General features: G+C 68.3%; 20 protein-coding genes. All 20 read left to right on the top strand.

Features of this window, described 5'->3' with window-relative positions; all coding sequences use genetic code 11:
- The first annotated feature begins 29 nt into the window (after positions 1 to 29).
- Positions 30 to 455, top strand: coding sequence for a malonate transporter subunit MadL (madL, locus tag UAA55_RS01645; RefSeq protein WP_322950925.1), 426 nt, complete (start codon positions 30 to 32; stop codon positions 453 to 455).
- Between the two features lie 12 nt (positions 456 to 467).
- A complete protein-coding gene (madM, locus tag UAA55_RS01640) occupies positions 468 to 1,232 on the top strand; it encodes a malonate transporter subunit MadM (protein ID WP_322950924.1) in 765 nt (254 codons plus the stop codon).
- The gene (locus UAA55_RS01635; protein ID WP_416235163.1) at positions 1,229 to 1,930 is read left to right on the top strand and encodes a GntR family transcriptional regulator; all 702 of its coding nucleotides are present in this window, start codon (positions 1,229 to 1,231) and stop codon (positions 1,928 to 1,930) included. The genes madM and UAA55_RS01635 overlap by 4 nt, the downstream gene beginning before the upstream one ends.
- Positions 1,931 to 2,209: 279 nt before the next feature.
- A complete protein-coding gene (locus UAA55_RS01630; RefSeq protein ID WP_322950922.1) occupies positions 2,210 to 3,310 on the top strand; it encodes a hydrogenase small subunit in 1,101 nt (366 codons plus the stop codon).
- Complete coding sequence (locus UAA55_RS01625; protein ID WP_322950921.1) at positions 3,310 to 5,109, top strand: nickel-dependent hydrogenase large subunit; 1,800 nt, start codon at positions 3,310 to 3,312, stop codon at positions 5,107 to 5,109. The genes UAA55_RS01630 and UAA55_RS01625 overlap by 1 nt, the downstream gene beginning before the upstream one ends.
- 18 nt (positions 5,110 to 5,127) lie before the next feature.
- Positions 5,128 to 5,709: a HupE/UreJ family protein gene (locus tag UAA55_RS01620; RefSeq protein ID WP_322950920.1), complete on the top strand. Its 582-nt coding sequence runs from the start codon at positions 5,128 to 5,130 to the stop codon at positions 5,707 to 5,709.
- Positions 5,710 to 5,722: 13 nt separating this feature from the next.
- Entirely contained in the window at positions 5,723 to 6,430 is a 708-nt protein-coding gene (cybH, locus tag UAA55_RS01615) for a Ni/Fe-hydrogenase, b-type cytochrome subunit (protein ID WP_322950919.1), read from the top strand.
- A 241-nt stretch (positions 6,431 to 6,671) separates the two neighbouring features.
- Entirely contained in the window at positions 6,672 to 7,364 is a 693-nt protein-coding gene (locus tag UAA55_RS01610) for a HyaD/HybD family hydrogenase maturation endopeptidase (RefSeq protein ID WP_322950918.1), read from the top strand.
- Complete coding sequence (locus UAA55_RS01605; RefSeq protein ID WP_322950917.1) at positions 7,364 to 7,681, top strand: HypC/HybG/HupF family hydrogenase formation chaperone; 318 nt, start codon at positions 7,364 to 7,366, stop codon at positions 7,679 to 7,681. The genes UAA55_RS01610 and UAA55_RS01605 overlap by 1 nt, the downstream gene beginning before the upstream one ends.
- 61 nt (positions 7,682 to 7,742) lie before the next feature.
- Complete coding sequence (locus tag UAA55_RS01600; protein ID WP_322950916.1) at positions 7,743 to 8,120, top strand: thioredoxin domain-containing protein; 378 nt, start codon at positions 7,743 to 7,745, stop codon at positions 8,118 to 8,120.
- 10 nt (positions 8,121 to 8,130) lie between these two features.
- The gene (locus UAA55_RS01595) at positions 8,131 to 8,997 is read left to right on the top strand and encodes a hydrogenase expression/formation protein (RefSeq protein ID WP_322950915.1); all 867 of its coding nucleotides are present in this window, start codon (positions 8,131 to 8,133) and stop codon (positions 8,995 to 8,997) included.
- Complete coding sequence (locus UAA55_RS01590) at positions 8,994 to 9,218, top strand: rubredoxin (RefSeq protein WP_322950914.1); 225 nt, start codon at positions 8,994 to 8,996, stop codon at positions 9,216 to 9,218. Before UAA55_RS01595 ends, UAA55_RS01590 begins: the two co-directional genes overlap by 4 nt.
- On the top strand, positions 9,215 to 9,745 hold the full coding sequence (gene hybE / locus UAA55_RS01585; RefSeq protein WP_322950913.1) for a [NiFe]-hydrogenase assembly chaperone HybE: 531 nt from the start codon (positions 9,215 to 9,217) through the stop codon (positions 9,743 to 9,745). Before UAA55_RS01590 ends, hybE begins: the two co-directional genes overlap by 4 nt.
- On the top strand, positions 9,742 to 10,704 hold the full coding sequence (locus UAA55_RS01580; RefSeq protein WP_322950912.1) for a hypothetical protein: 963 nt from the start codon (positions 9,742 to 9,744) through the stop codon (positions 10,702 to 10,704). The genes hybE and UAA55_RS01580 overlap by 4 nt, the downstream gene beginning before the upstream one ends.
- Positions 10,704 to 11,045: a hydrogenase maturation nickel metallochaperone HypA gene (gene hypA, locus UAA55_RS01575; RefSeq protein ID WP_322950911.1), complete on the top strand. Its 342-nt coding sequence runs from the start codon at positions 10,704 to 10,706 to the stop codon at positions 11,043 to 11,045. Before UAA55_RS01580 ends, hypA begins: the two co-directional genes overlap by 1 nt.
- Positions 11,045 to 11,962, top strand: coding sequence for a hydrogenase nickel incorporation protein HypB (gene hypB / locus UAA55_RS01570; RefSeq protein WP_322950910.1), 918 nt, complete (start codon positions 11,045 to 11,047; stop codon positions 11,960 to 11,962). The genes hypA and hypB overlap by 1 nt, the downstream gene beginning before the upstream one ends.
- A 9-nt stretch (positions 11,963 to 11,971) precedes the next feature.
- Entirely contained in the window at positions 11,972 to 12,244 is a 273-nt protein-coding gene (locus tag UAA55_RS01565) for a HypC/HybG/HupF family hydrogenase formation chaperone (protein ID WP_322950909.1), read from the top strand.
- Entirely contained in the window at positions 12,241 to 13,383 is a 1,143-nt protein-coding gene (gene hypD / locus UAA55_RS01560) for a hydrogenase formation protein HypD (RefSeq protein ID WP_322950908.1), read from the top strand. The genes UAA55_RS01565 and hypD overlap by 4 nt, the downstream gene beginning before the upstream one ends.
- Positions 13,380 to 14,408, top strand: a complete 1,029-nt coding sequence (gene hypE, locus UAA55_RS01555) for a hydrogenase expression/formation protein HypE (RefSeq protein ID WP_322950907.1) — start codon at positions 13,380 to 13,382, stop codon at positions 14,406 to 14,408. Before hypD ends, hypE begins: the two co-directional genes overlap by 4 nt.
- Positions 14,409 to 14,420: 12 nt before the next feature.
- Positions 14,421 to 15,911: a sigma-54-dependent transcriptional regulator gene (locus UAA55_RS01550; RefSeq protein WP_322950906.1), complete on the top strand. Its 1,491-nt coding sequence runs from the start codon at positions 14,421 to 14,423 to the stop codon at positions 15,909 to 15,911.
- Positions 15,912 to 15,914 lie beyond the last annotated feature (3 nt).

The raw sequence follows: 15,914 nt of genomic DNA, 5'->3' as shown, positions 1-15,914 counted from the left end.
GATCGACCGGTGTGTGGGGGAGGTCGCCCATGACCATCTCCGGCGTGGCGCTGCTTGCCATCTGCACCCTTCTGGGCGGCTTCCTGGGCGACCTGCTGGGGTCGGCCCTGGGGGTCAAGGCGAATGTCGGTGGTGTCGGCATCGCCATGTTGCTGCTGATCGCCGCGCGGCTGTGGCTCACCCGCCGTGGGCTGATGACCGCCGGCGTCAAGTTCGGGGTCGAGTTCTGGGGCGCCCTTTACATTCCCATCGTGGTGGCCATGGCCGCCCAGCAGAACGTGCTGGTGGCGGCGCGCAGCGGGCCGCTGGTGCTCATCGCCGGCGTGGCCGCCGTGCTGGTCTGCTTCGCCACCGTCGCCCTGATCAGCCGTATCGGCAAGAAGGGTGAGACCATGGATGAGATCGAAGCCAAGGCCAGGGCGCGCACGCCGGCCGCCGGCGAGCCCACGGTCTGACGGAGGACGGTCATGGAAATCCTGAAGCACGCCCTGTCCGCCAACGCCCTGCTGACCGCGTTCGCCATCGTTGGCCTGGTGATGTGGCTGTCGAACGCGATTTCGAAGCACCTTCTGTTCGGCCGGGTCCACGGCTCGGCCATCGCCATCGTCATCGGGTTGGCGGCCGCCTTTGCCGCCGGCCTGTGGACGGGCGGGGACAAGGGGGTCGTGGACATCCCGGTCTTCGCCGGCATCGGCCTCATGGGTGGCGCCATGCTGCGCGATTTCGCGATCGTCGCCACGGCCTTCGAGGTGGACGTGGTCCAGGCGCGCAAGGCGGGCGCGGTCGGCGCGCTGGCCCTGGCGCTGGGCACCATCCTGCCCTTCATCGTTGGTTCCCTGATCGCGGTCGCCTTCGGGTACACCGACGCGGTGTCGATCACCACCATCGGTGCCGGCGCCGTCACCTACATCGTCGGCCCGGTGACCGGGGCGGCCCTGGGGGCCAGCTCGGCGGTCATGGCCTTGTCCATCGCCACCGGCGTCTTCAAGGCGGTGCTGGTCATGGTCGGCACGCCCATCGTGGCCAAGGCCATCGGCCTGGACAATCCGCGCAGCGCCATGGTCTTCGGCGGCCTGATGGGAACGGTCAGCGGCGTTTCCGGCGGGCTGGCGGCGACCGATCGGCGGCTGGTGCCCTACGGCGCCTTGACGGCCACCTTCCATACGGGTCTAGGTTGCCTTGTCGCCCCGTCGATCCTTTATCTCATCGTCCGGGGCATCGTGGGGGGCTGAGCGACCATGAGCGCGATCATCGATCTGACGGAAGGCCTGCCCGAGGAACGGGCGCTGCTCTGGACCGGATCCGCGACGCGCTGACGGATGAGATCGCCCGGGGGGACCTGCCTGCCGGCATGCAATTGGACGAGCAGGACCTGGCGGACCGGTTCGGCGCCTCGCGCACCCCCGTGCGTGAGGCGTTGCGCCAGCTGGCCGTCAGCGGCCTGGTGGAGATGCGTCCCCGGCGGGGCGTGGTCGTGACGCGGCTGACCCCGGAACGCATCATGGACATGTTCGAGGCCACGGCCGAGATCGAGGCCATGTGCGTGCGTCTCGCCACGCATCGCATGACGCCACTGGAACGCAGCCGTCTGATGCGGCTGCACGGGGACTCCCTGGAGATGGTGCAGCGGGGCGACGTCGACGCCTATGACGCCTTCAACCGGGAATTCCACGAAACCCTGTACCGGGCCACCCACAACAGCTTCATGGCGGAACAGGCGATGGCGGTGCGCAAGCGGCTGAACGCCTTCCGCCGGACCCAGTTGCGCCACGGCGACCGCATGGCCCATTCCCGCCAGGAACACGACAGCGTCATGGCCGCCATCGCCGAGGGGGACGGGGAGACGGCCGCCCGCCGCATGCGCGCCCACATGCTGAATGCGGCCACCGCGCTGGAACGTTATATCGCCGAACACATCACGTCCGAATAGGCCGGGGCCGCCCGCCCTTCAGGCCGGATGGCTGATCCTCGTGGATGATGTCGCGTATGGCCCCACCCCGCCCGGAACCGGGCCGGTCGTCGTCGAACCCCCGCCATCCGTCCGTGTGAGGCTGGCTTACAATTGGAAAGGCGCTTTCCATCCTGCGGGGGCGCGCCGCCGCGATAAAGCCTTTCGTGTCCTCAATTCTTCGCCTGGCATGCTTTTTGCCCAGATGCCGCCGATGCGGAGCGAGACAGCCCCGCCGGGGACGTTGGAGGAAATGCCGGAATGGCGAGCGAGACGTTTTACGAGGTGATGCGCCGGCAGGGCATCACCCGGCGAAGCTTCACCAAATTTTGCAGCCTGACGGCCGCGGCGCTGGGCTTGGGCCCCTCCTACGCCCAGGCCATCGAAAACGCCATGGAGACCAAGCCGCGCATTCCGGTGCTGTGGCTGCACGGCCTGGAATGCACGTGCTGTTCGGAAAGCTTCATCCGTTCGGCCCATCCCCTGGCCAAGGACGTCATCCTGTCGATGATCAGCCTCGACTACGACGACACCATCATGGCGGCGGCGGGTTTCCAGGCCGAATCCATCATCGATGAGACCATCCAGAAGTACGATGGCAACTTCATCCTGGCCTGCGAGGGCAACCCGCCGCTGAACCAGGAGGGGATGAGCTGCATCATCGGCGGCAAGCCCTATCTGGAACAGCTGAAGAAGGCGGCCGATCACTGCAAGGCCATCATCAGCTGGGGCAGTTGCGCCAGCTGGGGATGCGTCCAGGCCGCGCGGCCCAACCCCACCCAGGCGACCCCCATCCACAAGGTGCCCGGCCTGCCGGCCAAGCCCATCATCAAGGTGCCCGGCTGCCCACCCATCGCCGAGGTCATGACGGCCGTCATCGCCTACATCCTGACCTTCGACCGGTTCCCGGAATTGGACATGCAGGGCCGCCCCAAGATGTTCTATTCCCAGCGCATCCACGACAAATGCTACCGCCGCCCGCACTTCGACGCCGGCCAGTTCGTGGAAAGCTTCGATGATGAGGGCGCGCGCCGGGGCTACTGCCTCTACAAGGTCGGCTGCAAGGGCCCGACCACCTACAACGCCTGCTCCACCGTGCGCTGGAACGGGGGCCTCAGTTTCCCCATCCAGGCCGGCCATCCCTGCATCGGCTGTTCCGAGGACGGCTTCTGGGACAAGGGCGGCTTCTATGAGCGGCTGAGCGACGTCCACGGCTTCGGGGTCGAGGCCAACGCCGACAAGATCGGCGGCACGGCGGCCGGCATCGTCGGCGCCGCCGCCGCGGTGCACGCCGCCGCCAGCGCGGTCAAGCGCGCCCGCTCAAACAGCGGCGCGAACGATAAGAGAGAGGGACGGGACTGATGCCCACGCTTGCGACACCCAACGGCTACCAGCTCGACACCAGCGGCAAGCGCGTCGTCGTCGACCCGGTCACCCGGATCGAGGGCCATATGCGCTGTGAGGTCAACCTCGACGGCGACAATGTCATCCGCAACGCCGTGTCCACCGGCACCATGTGGCGTGGGCTGGAGGTGATCCTGAAAGGGCGCGACCCGCGCGACGCCTGGGCCTTCACCCAGCGCATCTGCGGCGTCTGCACCGGCACCCACGCGCTGACCTCGGTGCGGGCGGTGGAAAACGCCCTGAACATCCAGATTCCGGAAAACGCCAACAGCATCCGCAACATCATGCAGCTGTCGCTGCAGGTGCATGACCATCTGGTCCATTTCTACCACCTCCACGCCCTGGACTGGGTGAACCCGGTCAACGCCCTGAAGGCGGACCCCAAGGCCACGTCGGAGCTGCAGCAGGCGGTCTCCCCCCATCATCCCAACAGTTCCCCGGGCTATTTCCGCGACATCCAGACCCGCCTGCGCAAGTTCGTGGAATCCGGCCAGCTGGGGCCGTTCAAGAACGGCTATTGGACCAACCCGGCCTACAAACTGCCGCCCGAAGCCGACCTGATGGCGGTGACCCATTATCTGGAGGCGTTGGACTTCCAGAAGGACATCATGCGGGTCCGCACCATTTTCGGCGGCAAGGACATCCACCCCAACTGGCTGGTGGGCGGCGTTCCCTGCGCCATCAACCTGGATGGGGACATGGCGGCGGGCGCGCCGGTGAACATGGCGTCGCTCAACTACGTCTCCTCCATCACCGATCGCTGCATCGAGTTCGTGGAGAACGTCTACATCCCCGACATCATCGCCATCGGCGGCTTCTACAAGGATTGGCTCTACGGCGGCGGCCTGTCGAACAAGTCGGTCCTGGCCTATGGCGACATCCCCGACCGCGCCAACGACTACAGCGCCCGCAACCTGCTGATGCCCCCCGGCGCCATCATCGACGGCAAGTTGTCGGAGGTGCACCCCGTCGACCTGGCCGATCCCCAGCAGGTGCAGGAGTTCGTGCCCCACAGCTGGTACAAATACGCGGACGAGAGCAAGGGCCTGCATCCCTGGGACGGCGTGACCGAGCCCAACTATCAGCTGGGGCCCAACGCCAAGGGCACCAGCACCAACATCGTCCAGATCGACGAGGGCGCCAAGTACAGCTGGATCAAGGCGCCGCGCTGGCGTGGGCATGCCATGGAGGTCGGGCCGCTGGCCCGCTATCTGGTCGGCTACATGCAGGGCAATGCCGAGATCAAGGACCAGGTGGACCGCACCCTGGCGGCGCTGAACGTGCCGCTGGACGCCCTGTTTTCCACCCTGGGGCGGACGGCGGCCCGCGCGCTGGAGGCCCAATGGGCGGCGCGCAAGCAGCGCTATTTCCTGGACAAGCTGATCGCCACCATCAAGGCGGGCGACACCTCCACCGCCAACACCACCAAGTTCGACCCCAAGACCTGGCCGTCCGAGGTCAAGGGCGTGGGCTTCACCGAGGCGCCGCGCGGCGCGCTGGCTCATTGGGTACGCATCAAGGACGGCAAGATCGATAACTACCAGTGCGTGGTGCCCACCACCTGGAACGGCAGCCCGCGCGACAACAAGGGCAATATCGGCGCCTTCGAGGCGTCGCTGATGAACACCAAGGTGGCCCGCGCGGAAGAACCGGTGGAAATCCTGCGCACCCTGCACAGCTTCGACCCCTGCCTGGCCTGCTCCACCCATGTCATGGGGCCGGACGGGCGGGAACTGGCCGACGTCAAAGTCCGCTGAACCAAGGAGACTGATCCCATGAAGACATTCATCACGAAATCGGTCCCCCGCGTTTCGGCGGCCGTCCTGGCGGCGGGTCTCATCGCCACGCCGGCCATGGCGCACCCGGGCCACGACGGGGGCTTCGTCGGCGGCATCCTCCACCCGCTGACGGGGCTGGATCATCTGGCCGCCATGCTGGCCGTCGGCCTATGGGCGGCCACCCGTCCGGTGGCGCGCGCCTGGCAGGCGCCGGCGCTGTTCGTGGCCATGCTGGGGGCCGGCGCGCTGGCCGGCATGGCGGGCGGCGCGTTCGCGCCGGTGGACACGCTGGCGGCGCTGTCCGTGACCCTGCTGGGCCTGATGCTGGTCGTGGCCCCGTTGCTGCCCGACGGGGTGGGCCTGGGCCTCATCGCCCTGTTCGCCACGGTGCATGGCTATGCCCATGGCATGGAAGCGGGCGGCGGCCTGCCGGGTTACTTCGCCGGCCTCATGGTGGCGTCGGCCCTGCTCCACGCCGCCGGCTGGCGTCTGGGCGCCGGTTTGCTGGCCACCCGCTGGGGACGTTTGGCTTCCGGCCTCACCCTGGGCGCCGCGGGCCTCGCGCTCGCCGCGCTATGACGGAGGGGGCGCCATGAGCGAGTCCCTTCTCGGAGGCCACAAGGAAGAGGCGGTCTACGTTTACGAGGCGCCGGTGCGCCTGTGGCACTGGGCCAACGCGGCCGCCATTCTGGTGCTGTGCGTCACGGGCTACCTGATCGGCTCGCCCCCGCCGGCCATACACGGGGAGCCCAGCGACCACTTCCTGTTCGGCTGGATCCGCTTCCTGCATTTTTCGGCGGGGCAGATCCTGGTCGTCGGCTTCGTCTTCCGCTTTTACTGGTCGTTCGTCGGCAACGACCACGCCCGCGAAATCTTCCGGCCGCCGGTGTGGCGGAAAAGCTTCTGGCAAGGCGTGCTTCATGAAATCCGCTGGTACGCCATGCTGGAGCCTGCGCCCAAGAAGTATAGCGGGCACAATCCGCTGGCCATCCTGTCCATGCACATCCTGTTCGTGTGGGGCACGCTGTTCATGATCATCACCGGCCTGGCCCTCTATGGCGAGGGTCAGGGACCAGGCTGGATCCATCGCTTGTTCACCAGCTGGGTCATCCCGCTGTTCGGGCAAAGCCAGACGGTCCATACCTGGCATCATATGGCCATGTGGGTGATCGTCATCTTCGCCATCGTGCATATCTATGCCGCCGTGCGGGAGGACATCATGTCCCGCCAATCCATCATCTCCTCCATGTTCTCCGGCTGGCGGACGTTTCGTGATGGTGGTCCGGCCGACGAACAGTAAGCGGCATATCCCTTTCCAGGGAGAAAAGGGGGCTTCGCGGCCCCCTTTTTTCATCTGGATGCCGATTTTCCGCTCTGGCGCCAAACTGGAAAGAAACTAACCGGTTTCTTTGACTGTAATCAATGTCGTCGGCCACGGGTCCGGCCGTTTCGGCGCCGAAGGTGCGCTGGCACGCCCCTTGCTAATCAGGCTTCCAACATCCGGCATATCGGATGACAGGGGAGTGAGAGGCGTGGAAGTGATGACGGCAAGCGGACCCCGCGTGCTGGTGCTGGGCATCGGCAACCTGCTGTGGGCCGACGAAGGGTTCGGCGTGCGGGCGGTGGAGCACATGCACCGCCATTATGTCTTTCCCGCCAACGTCCGCCTGATCGACGGCGGCACGCAGGGCATCTATCTGGTTCAGGAAATCCGCGAGACCGACATCCTTGTCGTCTTCGACGCCGTCGATTACGCCCTGCCGCCCGGCACCCTGAAGCGGGTGGAGGGGGCGGAGGTGCCGAAATTCCTGGGCGCCAAGAAGATCTCGCTGCACCAGACCGGCTTCCAGGAAGTGCTGGCCATGGCGGAGATGATGGGCGACAGCCCCGCTCGCCAGCTGCTGATTGGCGTGCAACCGGTTGAGCTGGAGGACTTCGGCGGCAGCCTGCGGCCGGAGGTGAAGGCCCAGGTGGAGCCGGCCATCGCGCTGGCGCTGGAGTATCTGGCGGGCTTCGGCATAACGGCCGCCCCGCGCCCCACGCCGCTGCCGGTGGAGCAGGGCATCGGATCACTGGAAATGATGTTGGAACGGTACGAGGCGGAGCGCCCGGACGAGGGGGCGGCCTTCCGAGGCGGCGACGCGCGTGTGCTGGGCGCCGGCGGCTGGACCGGGCCGGCTGATTTCGAAGCGGAGATGCAAACCCTTGTGGGCGCTTCGGGGGCCGGCGCCTGATGTGCATCGGCATTCCCATGCAGGTGGTGGAGGCGGGGGCCGGCCAGGCCCGCTGCCGATCCGGCGCCGACATCCAGTTCATCGACACCAGCCTGGTGGGCGACGTCGCCCCCGGCACCTGGCTCATGACCTTCCTCGGCGCGGCGCGGGAGGTGATGAGTCCCGAGGCCGCCCAGCGGTGCCTGGCGGCGCTGGCCGCCCTGGAAGCCGTCATGCGGGGGCAGCCGGCCGACCTGGACGCGGCCTTCGCCGATCTGATCGGCCGCGAGCCCCAATTGCCCGACCATTTGCGTCCCACCCTGGAGCCCGAAGCATGAGCGATGCGCGCGACGACTTTTCCCCCTGCTGCGATCCGTCATCGGCCGGCGCGGCTACCGGATGGTGCGGGAAGCGGAATTGGTGGAGGTTTGCGCCGGCCAGCCGCTGGCCCTGCTGTTCCTGGCGGGTGACCACTGGCGGGTGGCGGAAAGCGATGATGTCGCCGCCATCCTGCCGGAACTGGACGATGCCATGGGCGGCCATGTCGTGCCGCTGATCGCGGCGCGGGCGGACGAACGCGCGCTGCAGCGGCGCTTCCGCTTCGCCCGCTTCCCCGCCCTGGTCTTCTTGCGCCTGGGCGAATACCTGGGCGCCATCGAAGGCATCCGTGACTGGGCGGATTACATGCGCGAGATCCCGGAAATCCTGGAGCGCGAACCCAGCGTGCCCCCCGCCTTCCGCCTGCCCGCCGGCTGCGGCACCGATGCCGTGCATTGAGGAGAAACCGATGACTGATCCCATGGCCGCCCCCCTTGGCGGCGGCGTCCTGGTCGGGCCCGGCAGCCAGCCCGCGGATTTCGACGGCGGCCGGCTGGATTACATGGTCATGCCCGACGGCATGGCCATCTTTTCCGCCGCCAACGTGCCGGAGGCCGACGCCGCCCGGGCGGTGCCGGAGGGCGTGGCGGCGGGCGACGCCATCCTGGCGGCCTTGACCCGCGTGGTGGACGGCGCGGGGCCGCAGCAAGTGGACCTGACGCGATTGGATGCCGCCAACCTGGCGTTCGTCGACCAGCTGCTGGGTGAGGGCGAGGTGTCGGTGGTGTTCGGAACCGACGTGCAGGCGCAGGAGTCCGTCCTTGCCGGGGTGTGGCGGGTGCGCGAAAGCGACGCCGCCGGCCGGCGCCTGCGCGACTATGTCGATTGCGGCCCATTCCCGACCGGGTTGGTCGAGCGCGCCTTCAACGGTGCGCGGGCCGAGGCCGTCCTGCCGGAGACGGCGCGTCCCAACATCTTCAACGCGCCGCCCCTGATCGCCGAGATCAACGAGCATATTCCCCGCGTCGGGGAAGCCGGCGGGGCGGGCCATGTCATCAACCTGTCCCTGCTGCCCCATACCGAGGAGGACCTGGCCTTCCTGGATGAGGCGCTGGGGCGCGGCGGCCTGGTCATCCTGTCGCGCGGCTACGGCAACTGCCGCATCCGGTCGACCGGGACGCGGGGTTGCTGGTGGACGCAGTACTTCAATTCCCAGGACACGCTGATCCTGAACAGCATCGAGATTTGCGCCATTCCGCGGGTCGCCCTGGCGGCGGCGGAGGATTTGGCGGATTCCGCCGAACGACTGAGCGAGATCATGGAGACTTACCGGTGAAGGATCATTTTTTTGCCGGATCGTTCGGTGGGGACGTCAGCAAGATCGGGCCGGAGACGAAGCTGGAGTGCAAGATCTGTTGGCATGTCTACGATCCGGCGGTGGGCGACGCCTATTGGCAGGTGCCGGCGGGCACGGCCTTCGCGGACCTGCCGGAGCATTGGACGTGCCCCGAGTGCGACAGCGCCAAGTCCGGCTTCATGGTGATCGGTGACGAATGACCGACGCGTCCGCCCTGTCCGCCCGCATCGAGGCCACCTTCGTCCGCATCGCGGAGACGCGCATGGTGGGCGTGCCGGTGATGAACCCCGCGCTGGCGGTGGCGATGCGGGGGCTGCATCGCCATGGCGGGCATTGGGTCGGCGTGCTGGTGACCCCGTGGTTCATGAACCTGCTGCTGCTGCCCGTGGCGGACCATGGCGCGCGACGGGTGGGGGAGAAGGCGGCCCTGGCGTTGCCGTCCGGCGGGTATGAGGGAATTTGGGGGCATGAGGACGAGTTGGGCGGGTATTGGAGCTGTTCCTTGTTCTCCCCCATGTTTGACTTCGCGGATCAGGAGACGGCGGCCGCGACGGCGGACGCCGCCCTGACGGAAATCATGGCGGTGCCGGGGACGGACGCCGATGACGACGGCATGGCCATGATCTGGGCGGGAAATCCTGGCCCTTCCGATCCCGTCAGGGCGGAGCCCGCCGCGCCGCCGACCCGGCGGGCGTTGTTCGGCCTGGGGCGGGGGGCGGGGCCATGACCCGGCCCGCCATCATCCTGCGGCTTCCCGCCGGCGCCGGGGGCGCGGCCGCGCTGAGCTACGCGCCGCGCGGCGACGTCACGGGCCTGCTGGCGGCCGCACCGGTGGAGCGGGCGCCGGCCCTGGTCCGGACGCTGTTCGCCATATGCGCCAACGCGCAGGGCCACGCGGCGGAATTGGCGGTGGAAGCGGCGCTGGGCCTGGAGGCCTCGGCCGGTGAACTGGTGGCGCGTGAAATCCGGACATGGACGGAGGTGGCGCGGGAGCACGGCCTGCGCATCAGCCTGGACTGGGCCCGCCTCCTGGGCGAGGCGCCGGATCTGGCCCACGCGCGCGCCTTCATGGCGCTGTCCACCGCCGATGACTCCGCGATCCTGATCGGCGAGGCGGTGATCGGCCTGCCGCCCGAACGGTGGCTGGCGATGACCTCGACGGTCGAGCTGGCCCGCTGGGCCGGGGCGGGCCGCACGGTGGCGTCGCGCTTCATCGCCACCCTGTTCGAGGCGTCCATGCTGACGCCGGTGGGGGAGGTGGAGTCCGGATCGCTGGCGGCGCGCCATGCGGACCATCCCCTTCTGTCCCGCGCCTTACCCGCCGGATCGCTCATGGCCTGCCATGTCGCCCGGCTGATCGATCTCTGCCGCGTGCCGGCGCGCCTGGCCGCCCTGCGCGCCGGTGACGCCGCACCCTTGCGGGGCGTGGCGTCGGGATCGGGCTCGGGGATGGCGGCGGTGCCTTGTGCCCGTGGCACCCTGGTCCATGAGGTCGGCGTGGTGGCCGGGAGGGTGGGCCGCTATCGTATCCAGTCGCCCACGGATCGCGCTTTCGCGCCCGGTGGGTGGGCCGAGCGGCACATCCAAGTGCTGGACGCCTGGCCGTCGGCCGACCGCGCGCGATGGGCCGAGGTGATGATGCTGGCGCTGGACCCTTGTGTGGACTACGCGGTGGAGGTGGCCTGATGCACGAGATGGCCATCTGCGAGAACATCCGCGTCCTGATCGAAGAACAGGCCCGGACCCAGCACTTCAGCCGGGTGGAGCGGGTGTGCCTGGAAATCGGCGCCCTATCCGGCGTGGAGGTCGAGGCGCTACGCTTCGGCTTCGACGTCGTCATGCGCGGCGGCGTCGCGGCCGACGCCCGGCTGGAGATCGTCGAGACGGCCGGCACCGCCTGGTGCCTGCCCTGCGCCGCGACCGTGGTCATCGGCCGGCGTTATGACCCATGCCCCCGCTGCGGTTCGCACCAGATACAGGTGACGGGCGGGGAAGAGATGAAGATACGCGAACTGGAGGTGACGTGATGTGCACGGTCTGCGGATGCGGCGAGGGCGGAGCCAAGGTCGAGGCCGATCCCCACGGCCACGATCATCATGACCACGGGCATCACGATCATGGACATCACCATGATCACGGCCACGACCATGGGCACATCCATCATTCCGGTCACCATCATCATGACCATCACCATGGCGCGGGCGGGACGCTGGATTACGGCGGCGGCCCCGCCGGCACGTCCGTCCCGGGCATGAGCCAGGCGCGCCTGATCCAGATCGAGGCCGACATCCTGGGAAAGAACAACGGCTATGCCGCCGCCAACCGCGCCCGGTTCGCCGAGGCCGGCATTCTGACGCTGAACCTGGTGTCCAGCCCCGGGTCCGGCAAGACCACGCTGCTGTGCCGCACGCTGGGCATGCTGGCGGGCGAGTTTCCCTGCGCGGTCATCGAGGGTGACCAGCAGACCAGCGCCGATGCCGACCGCATCCGCGCCACGGGCGCCCCGGCCATCCAGATCAACACCGGCAAGGGATGCCATCTGGATGGCCACATGGTAGGCCACGCCGTGGACCATCTGGCGCCGGCGGATGGGTCGGTGCTGTTCATTGAGAATGTCGGCAACCTGGTGTGCCCGGCGGCCTTCGACCTTGGGGAGGCGCACAAGGTGGCGATCCTGTCGGTGACGGAGGGGGAGGACAAGCCCCTGAAATATCCCGATATGTTCGCCGCCGCCGACCTGGTGCTCATCAACAAGACCGACCTGCTGCCCCATCTCGACTTCGACGTCGACCTGGCCATGGCCAACGCGCGCAAGGTCAATCACCGGGTGCGCCTGCTGAAGGTTTCAGCGCGCACGGGTGAGGGCATGCAGGCCTGGCTGGACTGGGTCCGTGGCGCCCGCCTGATGGCGCTGTCCGGCCGGCCGTCCCGGGCGGCGGAGTAGGGGGGAACCATGTGCCTGGCCATACCCGCGCTGGTGACGGCGCTGCATGACGGCGCGATGGCGAGCGTCTCGGTTGGCGGCATCGCCAAGCAAGTCTCGACCGCGCTGCTGGAGGAGGTCGCGGTGGGTGACTATGTGCTGCTGCACGTCGGCTACGCCCTGCATCGCGTCAGCGAGGAGGAGGCGCGGCGCACCCTGGCCATGATGGCCGAGGCCGGGCTGCTGCAGGCCGAGGTGGCGGACATGGCCCAGATGACGGGAATAGCGGGGGTGACGCCATGAAATACATCGACGAATTCCGCGACCGGGACCTGGCCCGCACGCTGGCCGCCGCCATCGCCGCAGCGGCGGACCCGGCGCGCGACTACAACTTCATGGAATTCTGCGGCGGGCACACCCACGCCATCTTCCGCTACGGCGTGCAGGATCTGGTGCCGGCCAACGTGCGTTTCGTGCACGGTCCCGGCTGCCCCGTCTGCATCCTTCCCGCCCGCCGCCTGGACGACGCCATCGAATTGGCGGAGCGGCACGGCGTGATCCTGTGCAGCTATGGCGACATGCTGCGGGTGCCGGGCACGGGGCGGCGGTCGCTGCTGAAGGCCAAGGCGGACGGCGCCGACATCCGCATGGTCTATTCGACGCTGGACGCGCTGGACATCGCCCGCGCCAACCCGGGACGCGAGGTGGTTTTCCTGGGCATCGGCTTCGAAACCACGACGCCGCCCAGCGCCGTCGCCATCGTCCAGGCGGAGGCTGAAGGGCTCGGCAATTTCTCCGTCTTCTGCAACCATGTGCTGACCCCACCGGCCATCCGCCACATCCTGGAGGCGCCGGAGATCGACCCCGGCCAGGCCGCCCGCCTGGACGGTTTCCTTGGCCCGTCGCACGTCAGCACGGTCATCGGTTCCCGGCCTTATGAATTTCTGGCCGCCCGCTACGCCAAGCCAGTGGTCATCGCGGGCTTCGAGCCGCTGGACGTGATGCAGTCGGTCCTGATGCTGATCCACCAGGTGAACCAGGGCCGGGTGGCGGTCGAGAACCAGTACACCCGGGTGGTGACGCGCGACGGCAACGCCAAGGCGCAGCAACTGATGGATTGCGTTTTCGAGCTGCGGCCCAGCTTCGAATGGCGCGGCCTGGGCAGCGTTCCCGAAAGCGCGCTGGCCATTCGGGCGGACTATGCTGCCTTTGACGCCGAGAAGCGCTTCGCCCTCAGCGAGAAGCAGAGCCGCGAGATCAAGTCCTGCGAGTGCCCGGCCATCCTGCGCGGCGTGAAAAAGCCCAAGGATTGCAGGCTATTCGGCAAGGCCTGCACGCCGGAAACCCCCATGGGCGCCTGCATGGTCTCCTCCGAAGGGGCGTGCGCGGCCTACTGGACCTACCGGCGCCTGGAAACCCTGGCGGAGATGGCGGCCGAATGACGATCCCGCTTCCCGATCTTTCCGGCAGCGTGGACATGAGCCACGGCGGTGGCGGCCGGGCCATGGCGCGGCTGATCCGCGACATCTTCCTGCGTCATCTGGCGAACCCGCTGCTGGACCAGGGGCACGACGCCGCGCGCGTCGATGTGGGATCCGGCCGCATCGCCGTGACGACCGACGCCCATGTCATCTCGCCCCTGTTCTTCCCCGGCGGAGACATCGGATCGCTGGCCGTCCACGGCACGCTCAACGACCTGGCCATGGCCGGCGCCCGCCCGGTGGCGCTGACCGCCGCCTTCATCATCGAGGAAGGTTTCCCCTTGGCGGACCTGGACCGCATCGCCGCCAGCATGGGGCGGGCATCCCGCGATGCCGGCGTGCCGGTGGCGACGGGCGACACCAAGGTGGTGGAGCGCGGCAAGGGCGATGGCGTCTTCATCACCACCAGCGGCATCGGCGTGGTTCCGGAGGCCGTGGACATCAGCCCGCGCCGGTTGCGCCCGGGGCAGGCCATCCTGCTGTCCGGTCCCATCGGCGACCATGGCATCGCCATCCTGTCCAGGCGCCAGGGCCTGGAATTCGGCACGGAGATCCGTTCCGACAGCGCCGCCCTGCACCGCATGGTGGCCGATATGGTCGCGGCGGTGCCGGGTATCGCGGTCTTGCGCGACCCCACCCGGGGCGGCCTGTCCGCCACGCTGAACGAACTGGCCGGGGCCGCCGATGTCGGCATGCTGTTGGATGAACGGGCCATCCCGGTCCGCCCGGAGGTGGCGGCGGCCTGCGAACTGCTGGGCCTGGACCCCCTGAACGTCGCCAATGAGGGCAAGCTGGTCTGCGTTTGCGAGCCGGAGGACGCGGAGACGCTGCTGGCGGTGATGCGGGACCATGCGGAAGGCCGTGACGCGGCGCGGATCGGTCATGTTACCGTGGGCCAGCCCGGCCTCGTCCGCATGACGACGGCCATCGGCGGCCAGCGCGTGGTCGACTGGCTGTCGGGCGAACAGCTTCCGCGCATCTGCTAGCGGAGAGGAGCGATGGCCGACCTTCCCACCATCCTGATCGTCGATGACGAGCTGCGCTCCCTGGAATCGCTGCGGCGCATCCTGGAGGAGGACTTCGAGGTGCTGACCGCCGCCAGCACCGTCGAGGCCGAGCGGCGGTTGGCCGACAATCTGGTGCAGGTGGTGCTGTGCGACCAGCGCATGCCGGAACGCACCGGCGTGGAATTCCTGACGGAGGTCAAGGAGCGCTGGCCCGAGGTCGTGCGCATGATCATCTCCGGCTACACCGACGCGCACGACATCATCGACGGCATCAACCAGGCCGGCATCTTCCAATACGTCACCAAGCCCTGGCACCCGGAAAACCTGCTGCTGACGTTGAAGGGCGCCTGCCGCCTCTATGCCTTGCAGCGGCAGAACGAGTTGCTGGCGGTGGAGATGAAGATGCTGCCGGCCGCCGCCTCCCGCGTGGTGGGGGAACGGAAGGAAAGGCTGCGCCGCGCCTACAATTTCGATGACGGCATCGTCCGCGCCAAGGGCAGCCCCATGGAGGCCGTGTGCGGCAGCCTGGCCCAGGTGGCGCCGTTCGATGTGCCGGTCCTGCTGTTCGGGTCCTCCGGCACGGGCAAGGAGCTGGCGGCGCGCGCCTTGCACTACGGCTCGTTGCGCTGGAACCAGCCCTTCGTGGTCGAAAACTGCGGCGCCTTGCCCGACGAACTGCTGGAGAGCGAGCTGTTCGGGCACAAGAAGGGCGCCTTCACCGGCGCCATCGAGGACCATGTCGGCCTGTTCGAGCGGGCGGACGGGGGTACCGTCTTCCTGGACGAGATTGGCGAGGTTTCCCCCGCCTTCCAGGTCAAGCTGCTGCGTGTGCTGCAGGAGGGCGAGATCCGGCCCCTGGGGGGGACCCGCACGCGCAAGGTGGAAGTGCGCGTGATCGCCGCCACCAACAAGGACCTGGAGGAGGAGGTACGGGCCAAGCGCTTCCGCGCCGACCTGTTCTACCGCCTGGCCGGCATGATCATCCGCCTACCCGACCTGAAGGACCGCAAGGGTGACCTGCCCATGCTGGTGGAGGTGCTGTTGGACCGGGCCATGGCGCAGATGGGCAAGCGCGTGCCCGGAATTTCGCCGGAAGCGCTGGAGTGCCTGGCCCGTTACGACTGGCCCGGCAATGTCCGCGAACTGCAGAACGAGGTGCAGCGCCTGATGGTGCGGGCCACGGAAGGGCGTCGGCTGGAGGCCGATTTGCTGTCCCCGCACATCCTGCGGGCGGAGCCTCAGCGGAGCGGCGCGCGCGAGGATGACTTCGCCGACATCGCCGGGCTGGCCGGCGACCTGCGGGAACGGGTCAGCGCCATGGAGGCGCGCATCATCCGGGAAACCCTGATCCGCCATCGCTGGAACAAGAGCCAGGCGGCGCGGGAACTGGGGCTGTCGCGCGTGGGGTTGCGCGCGAAGCTGGAGCGCTATGGGCTGGAAAACGTCCATCCCCTGGCGCCCAAGCGCGCGGCGGGGAACTGAGCC

Source organism: Nitrospirillum guanabarense (assembly GCF_034653355.1).
GTDB lineage: Bacteria > Pseudomonadota > Alphaproteobacteria > Azospirillales > Azospirillaceae > Nitrospirillum.
Note: the sequence above shows the minus strand (reverse complement) of the source record. Positions and strands in the feature narration are given on the sequence as shown.

Bases quoted from the DNA above. Each gene is read 5' to 3' on its own strand.
- UAA55_RS01625 (WP_322950921.1), top strand. From the start codon at position 3,310: ATGCCCACGCTTGCGACACCCAACGGCTACCAGCTCGACACCAGCGGC.
- UAA55_RS01620 (WP_322950920.1), top strand. From the start codon at position 5,128: ATGAAGACATTCATCACGAAATCGGTCCCCCGCGTTTCGGCGGCCGTC.
- madL (WP_322950925.1), top strand. From the start codon at position 30: ATGACCATCTCCGGCGTGGCGCTGCTTGCCATCTGCACCCTTCTGGGC.
- hybE (WP_322950913.1), top strand. From the start codon at position 9,215: ATGACCGACGCGTCCGCCCTGTCCGCCCGCATCGAGGCCACCTTCGTC.
- hypA (WP_322950911.1), top strand. From the start codon at position 10,704: ATGCACGAGATGGCCATCTGCGAGAACATCCGCGTCCTGATCGAAGAA.
- UAA55_RS01580 (WP_322950912.1), top strand. From the start codon at position 9,742: ATGACCCGGCCCGCCATCATCCTGCGGCTTCCCGCCGGCGCCGGGGGC.
- UAA55_RS01565 (WP_322950909.1), top strand. From the start codon at position 11,972: ATGTGCCTGGCCATACCCGCGCTGGTGACGGCGCTGCATGACGGCGCG.
- cybH (WP_322950919.1), top strand. From the start codon at position 5,723: ATGAGCGAGTCCCTTCTCGGAGGCCACAAGGAAGAGGCGGTCTACGTT.
- UAA55_RS01595 (WP_322950915.1), top strand. From the start codon at position 8,131: ATGACTGATCCCATGGCCGCCCCCCTTGGCGGCGGCGTCCTGGTCGGG.
- madM (WP_322950924.1), top strand. From the start codon at position 468: ATGGAAATCCTGAAGCACGCCCTGTCCGCCAACGCCCTGCTGACCGCG.
- hypE (WP_322950907.1), top strand. From the start codon at position 13,380: ATGACGATCCCGCTTCCCGATCTTTCCGGCAGCGTGGACATGAGCCAC.
- hypD (WP_322950908.1), top strand. From the start codon at position 12,241: ATGAAATACATCGACGAATTCCGCGACCGGGACCTGGCCCGCACGCTG.
- UAA55_RS01605 (WP_322950917.1), top strand. From the start codon at position 7,364: ATGTGCATCGGCATTCCCATGCAGGTGGTGGAGGCGGGGGCCGGCCAG.
- UAA55_RS01630 (WP_322950922.1), top strand. From the start codon at position 2,210: ATGGCGAGCGAGACGTTTTACGAGGTGATGCGCCGGCAGGGCATCACC.
- UAA55_RS01610 (WP_322950918.1), top strand. From the start codon at position 6,672: ATGACGGCAAGCGGACCCCGCGTGCTGGTGCTGGGCATCGGCAACCTG.
- UAA55_RS01550 (WP_322950906.1), top strand. From the start codon at position 14,421: ATGGCCGACCTTCCCACCATCCTGATCGTCGATGACGAGCTGCGCTCC.
- hypB (WP_322950910.1), top strand. From the start codon at position 11,045: ATGTGCACGGTCTGCGGATGCGGCGAGGGCGGAGCCAAGGTCGAGGCC.
- UAA55_RS01600 (WP_322950916.1), top strand. From the start codon at position 7,743: ATGGTGCGGGAAGCGGAATTGGTGGAGGTTTGCGCCGGCCAGCCGCTG.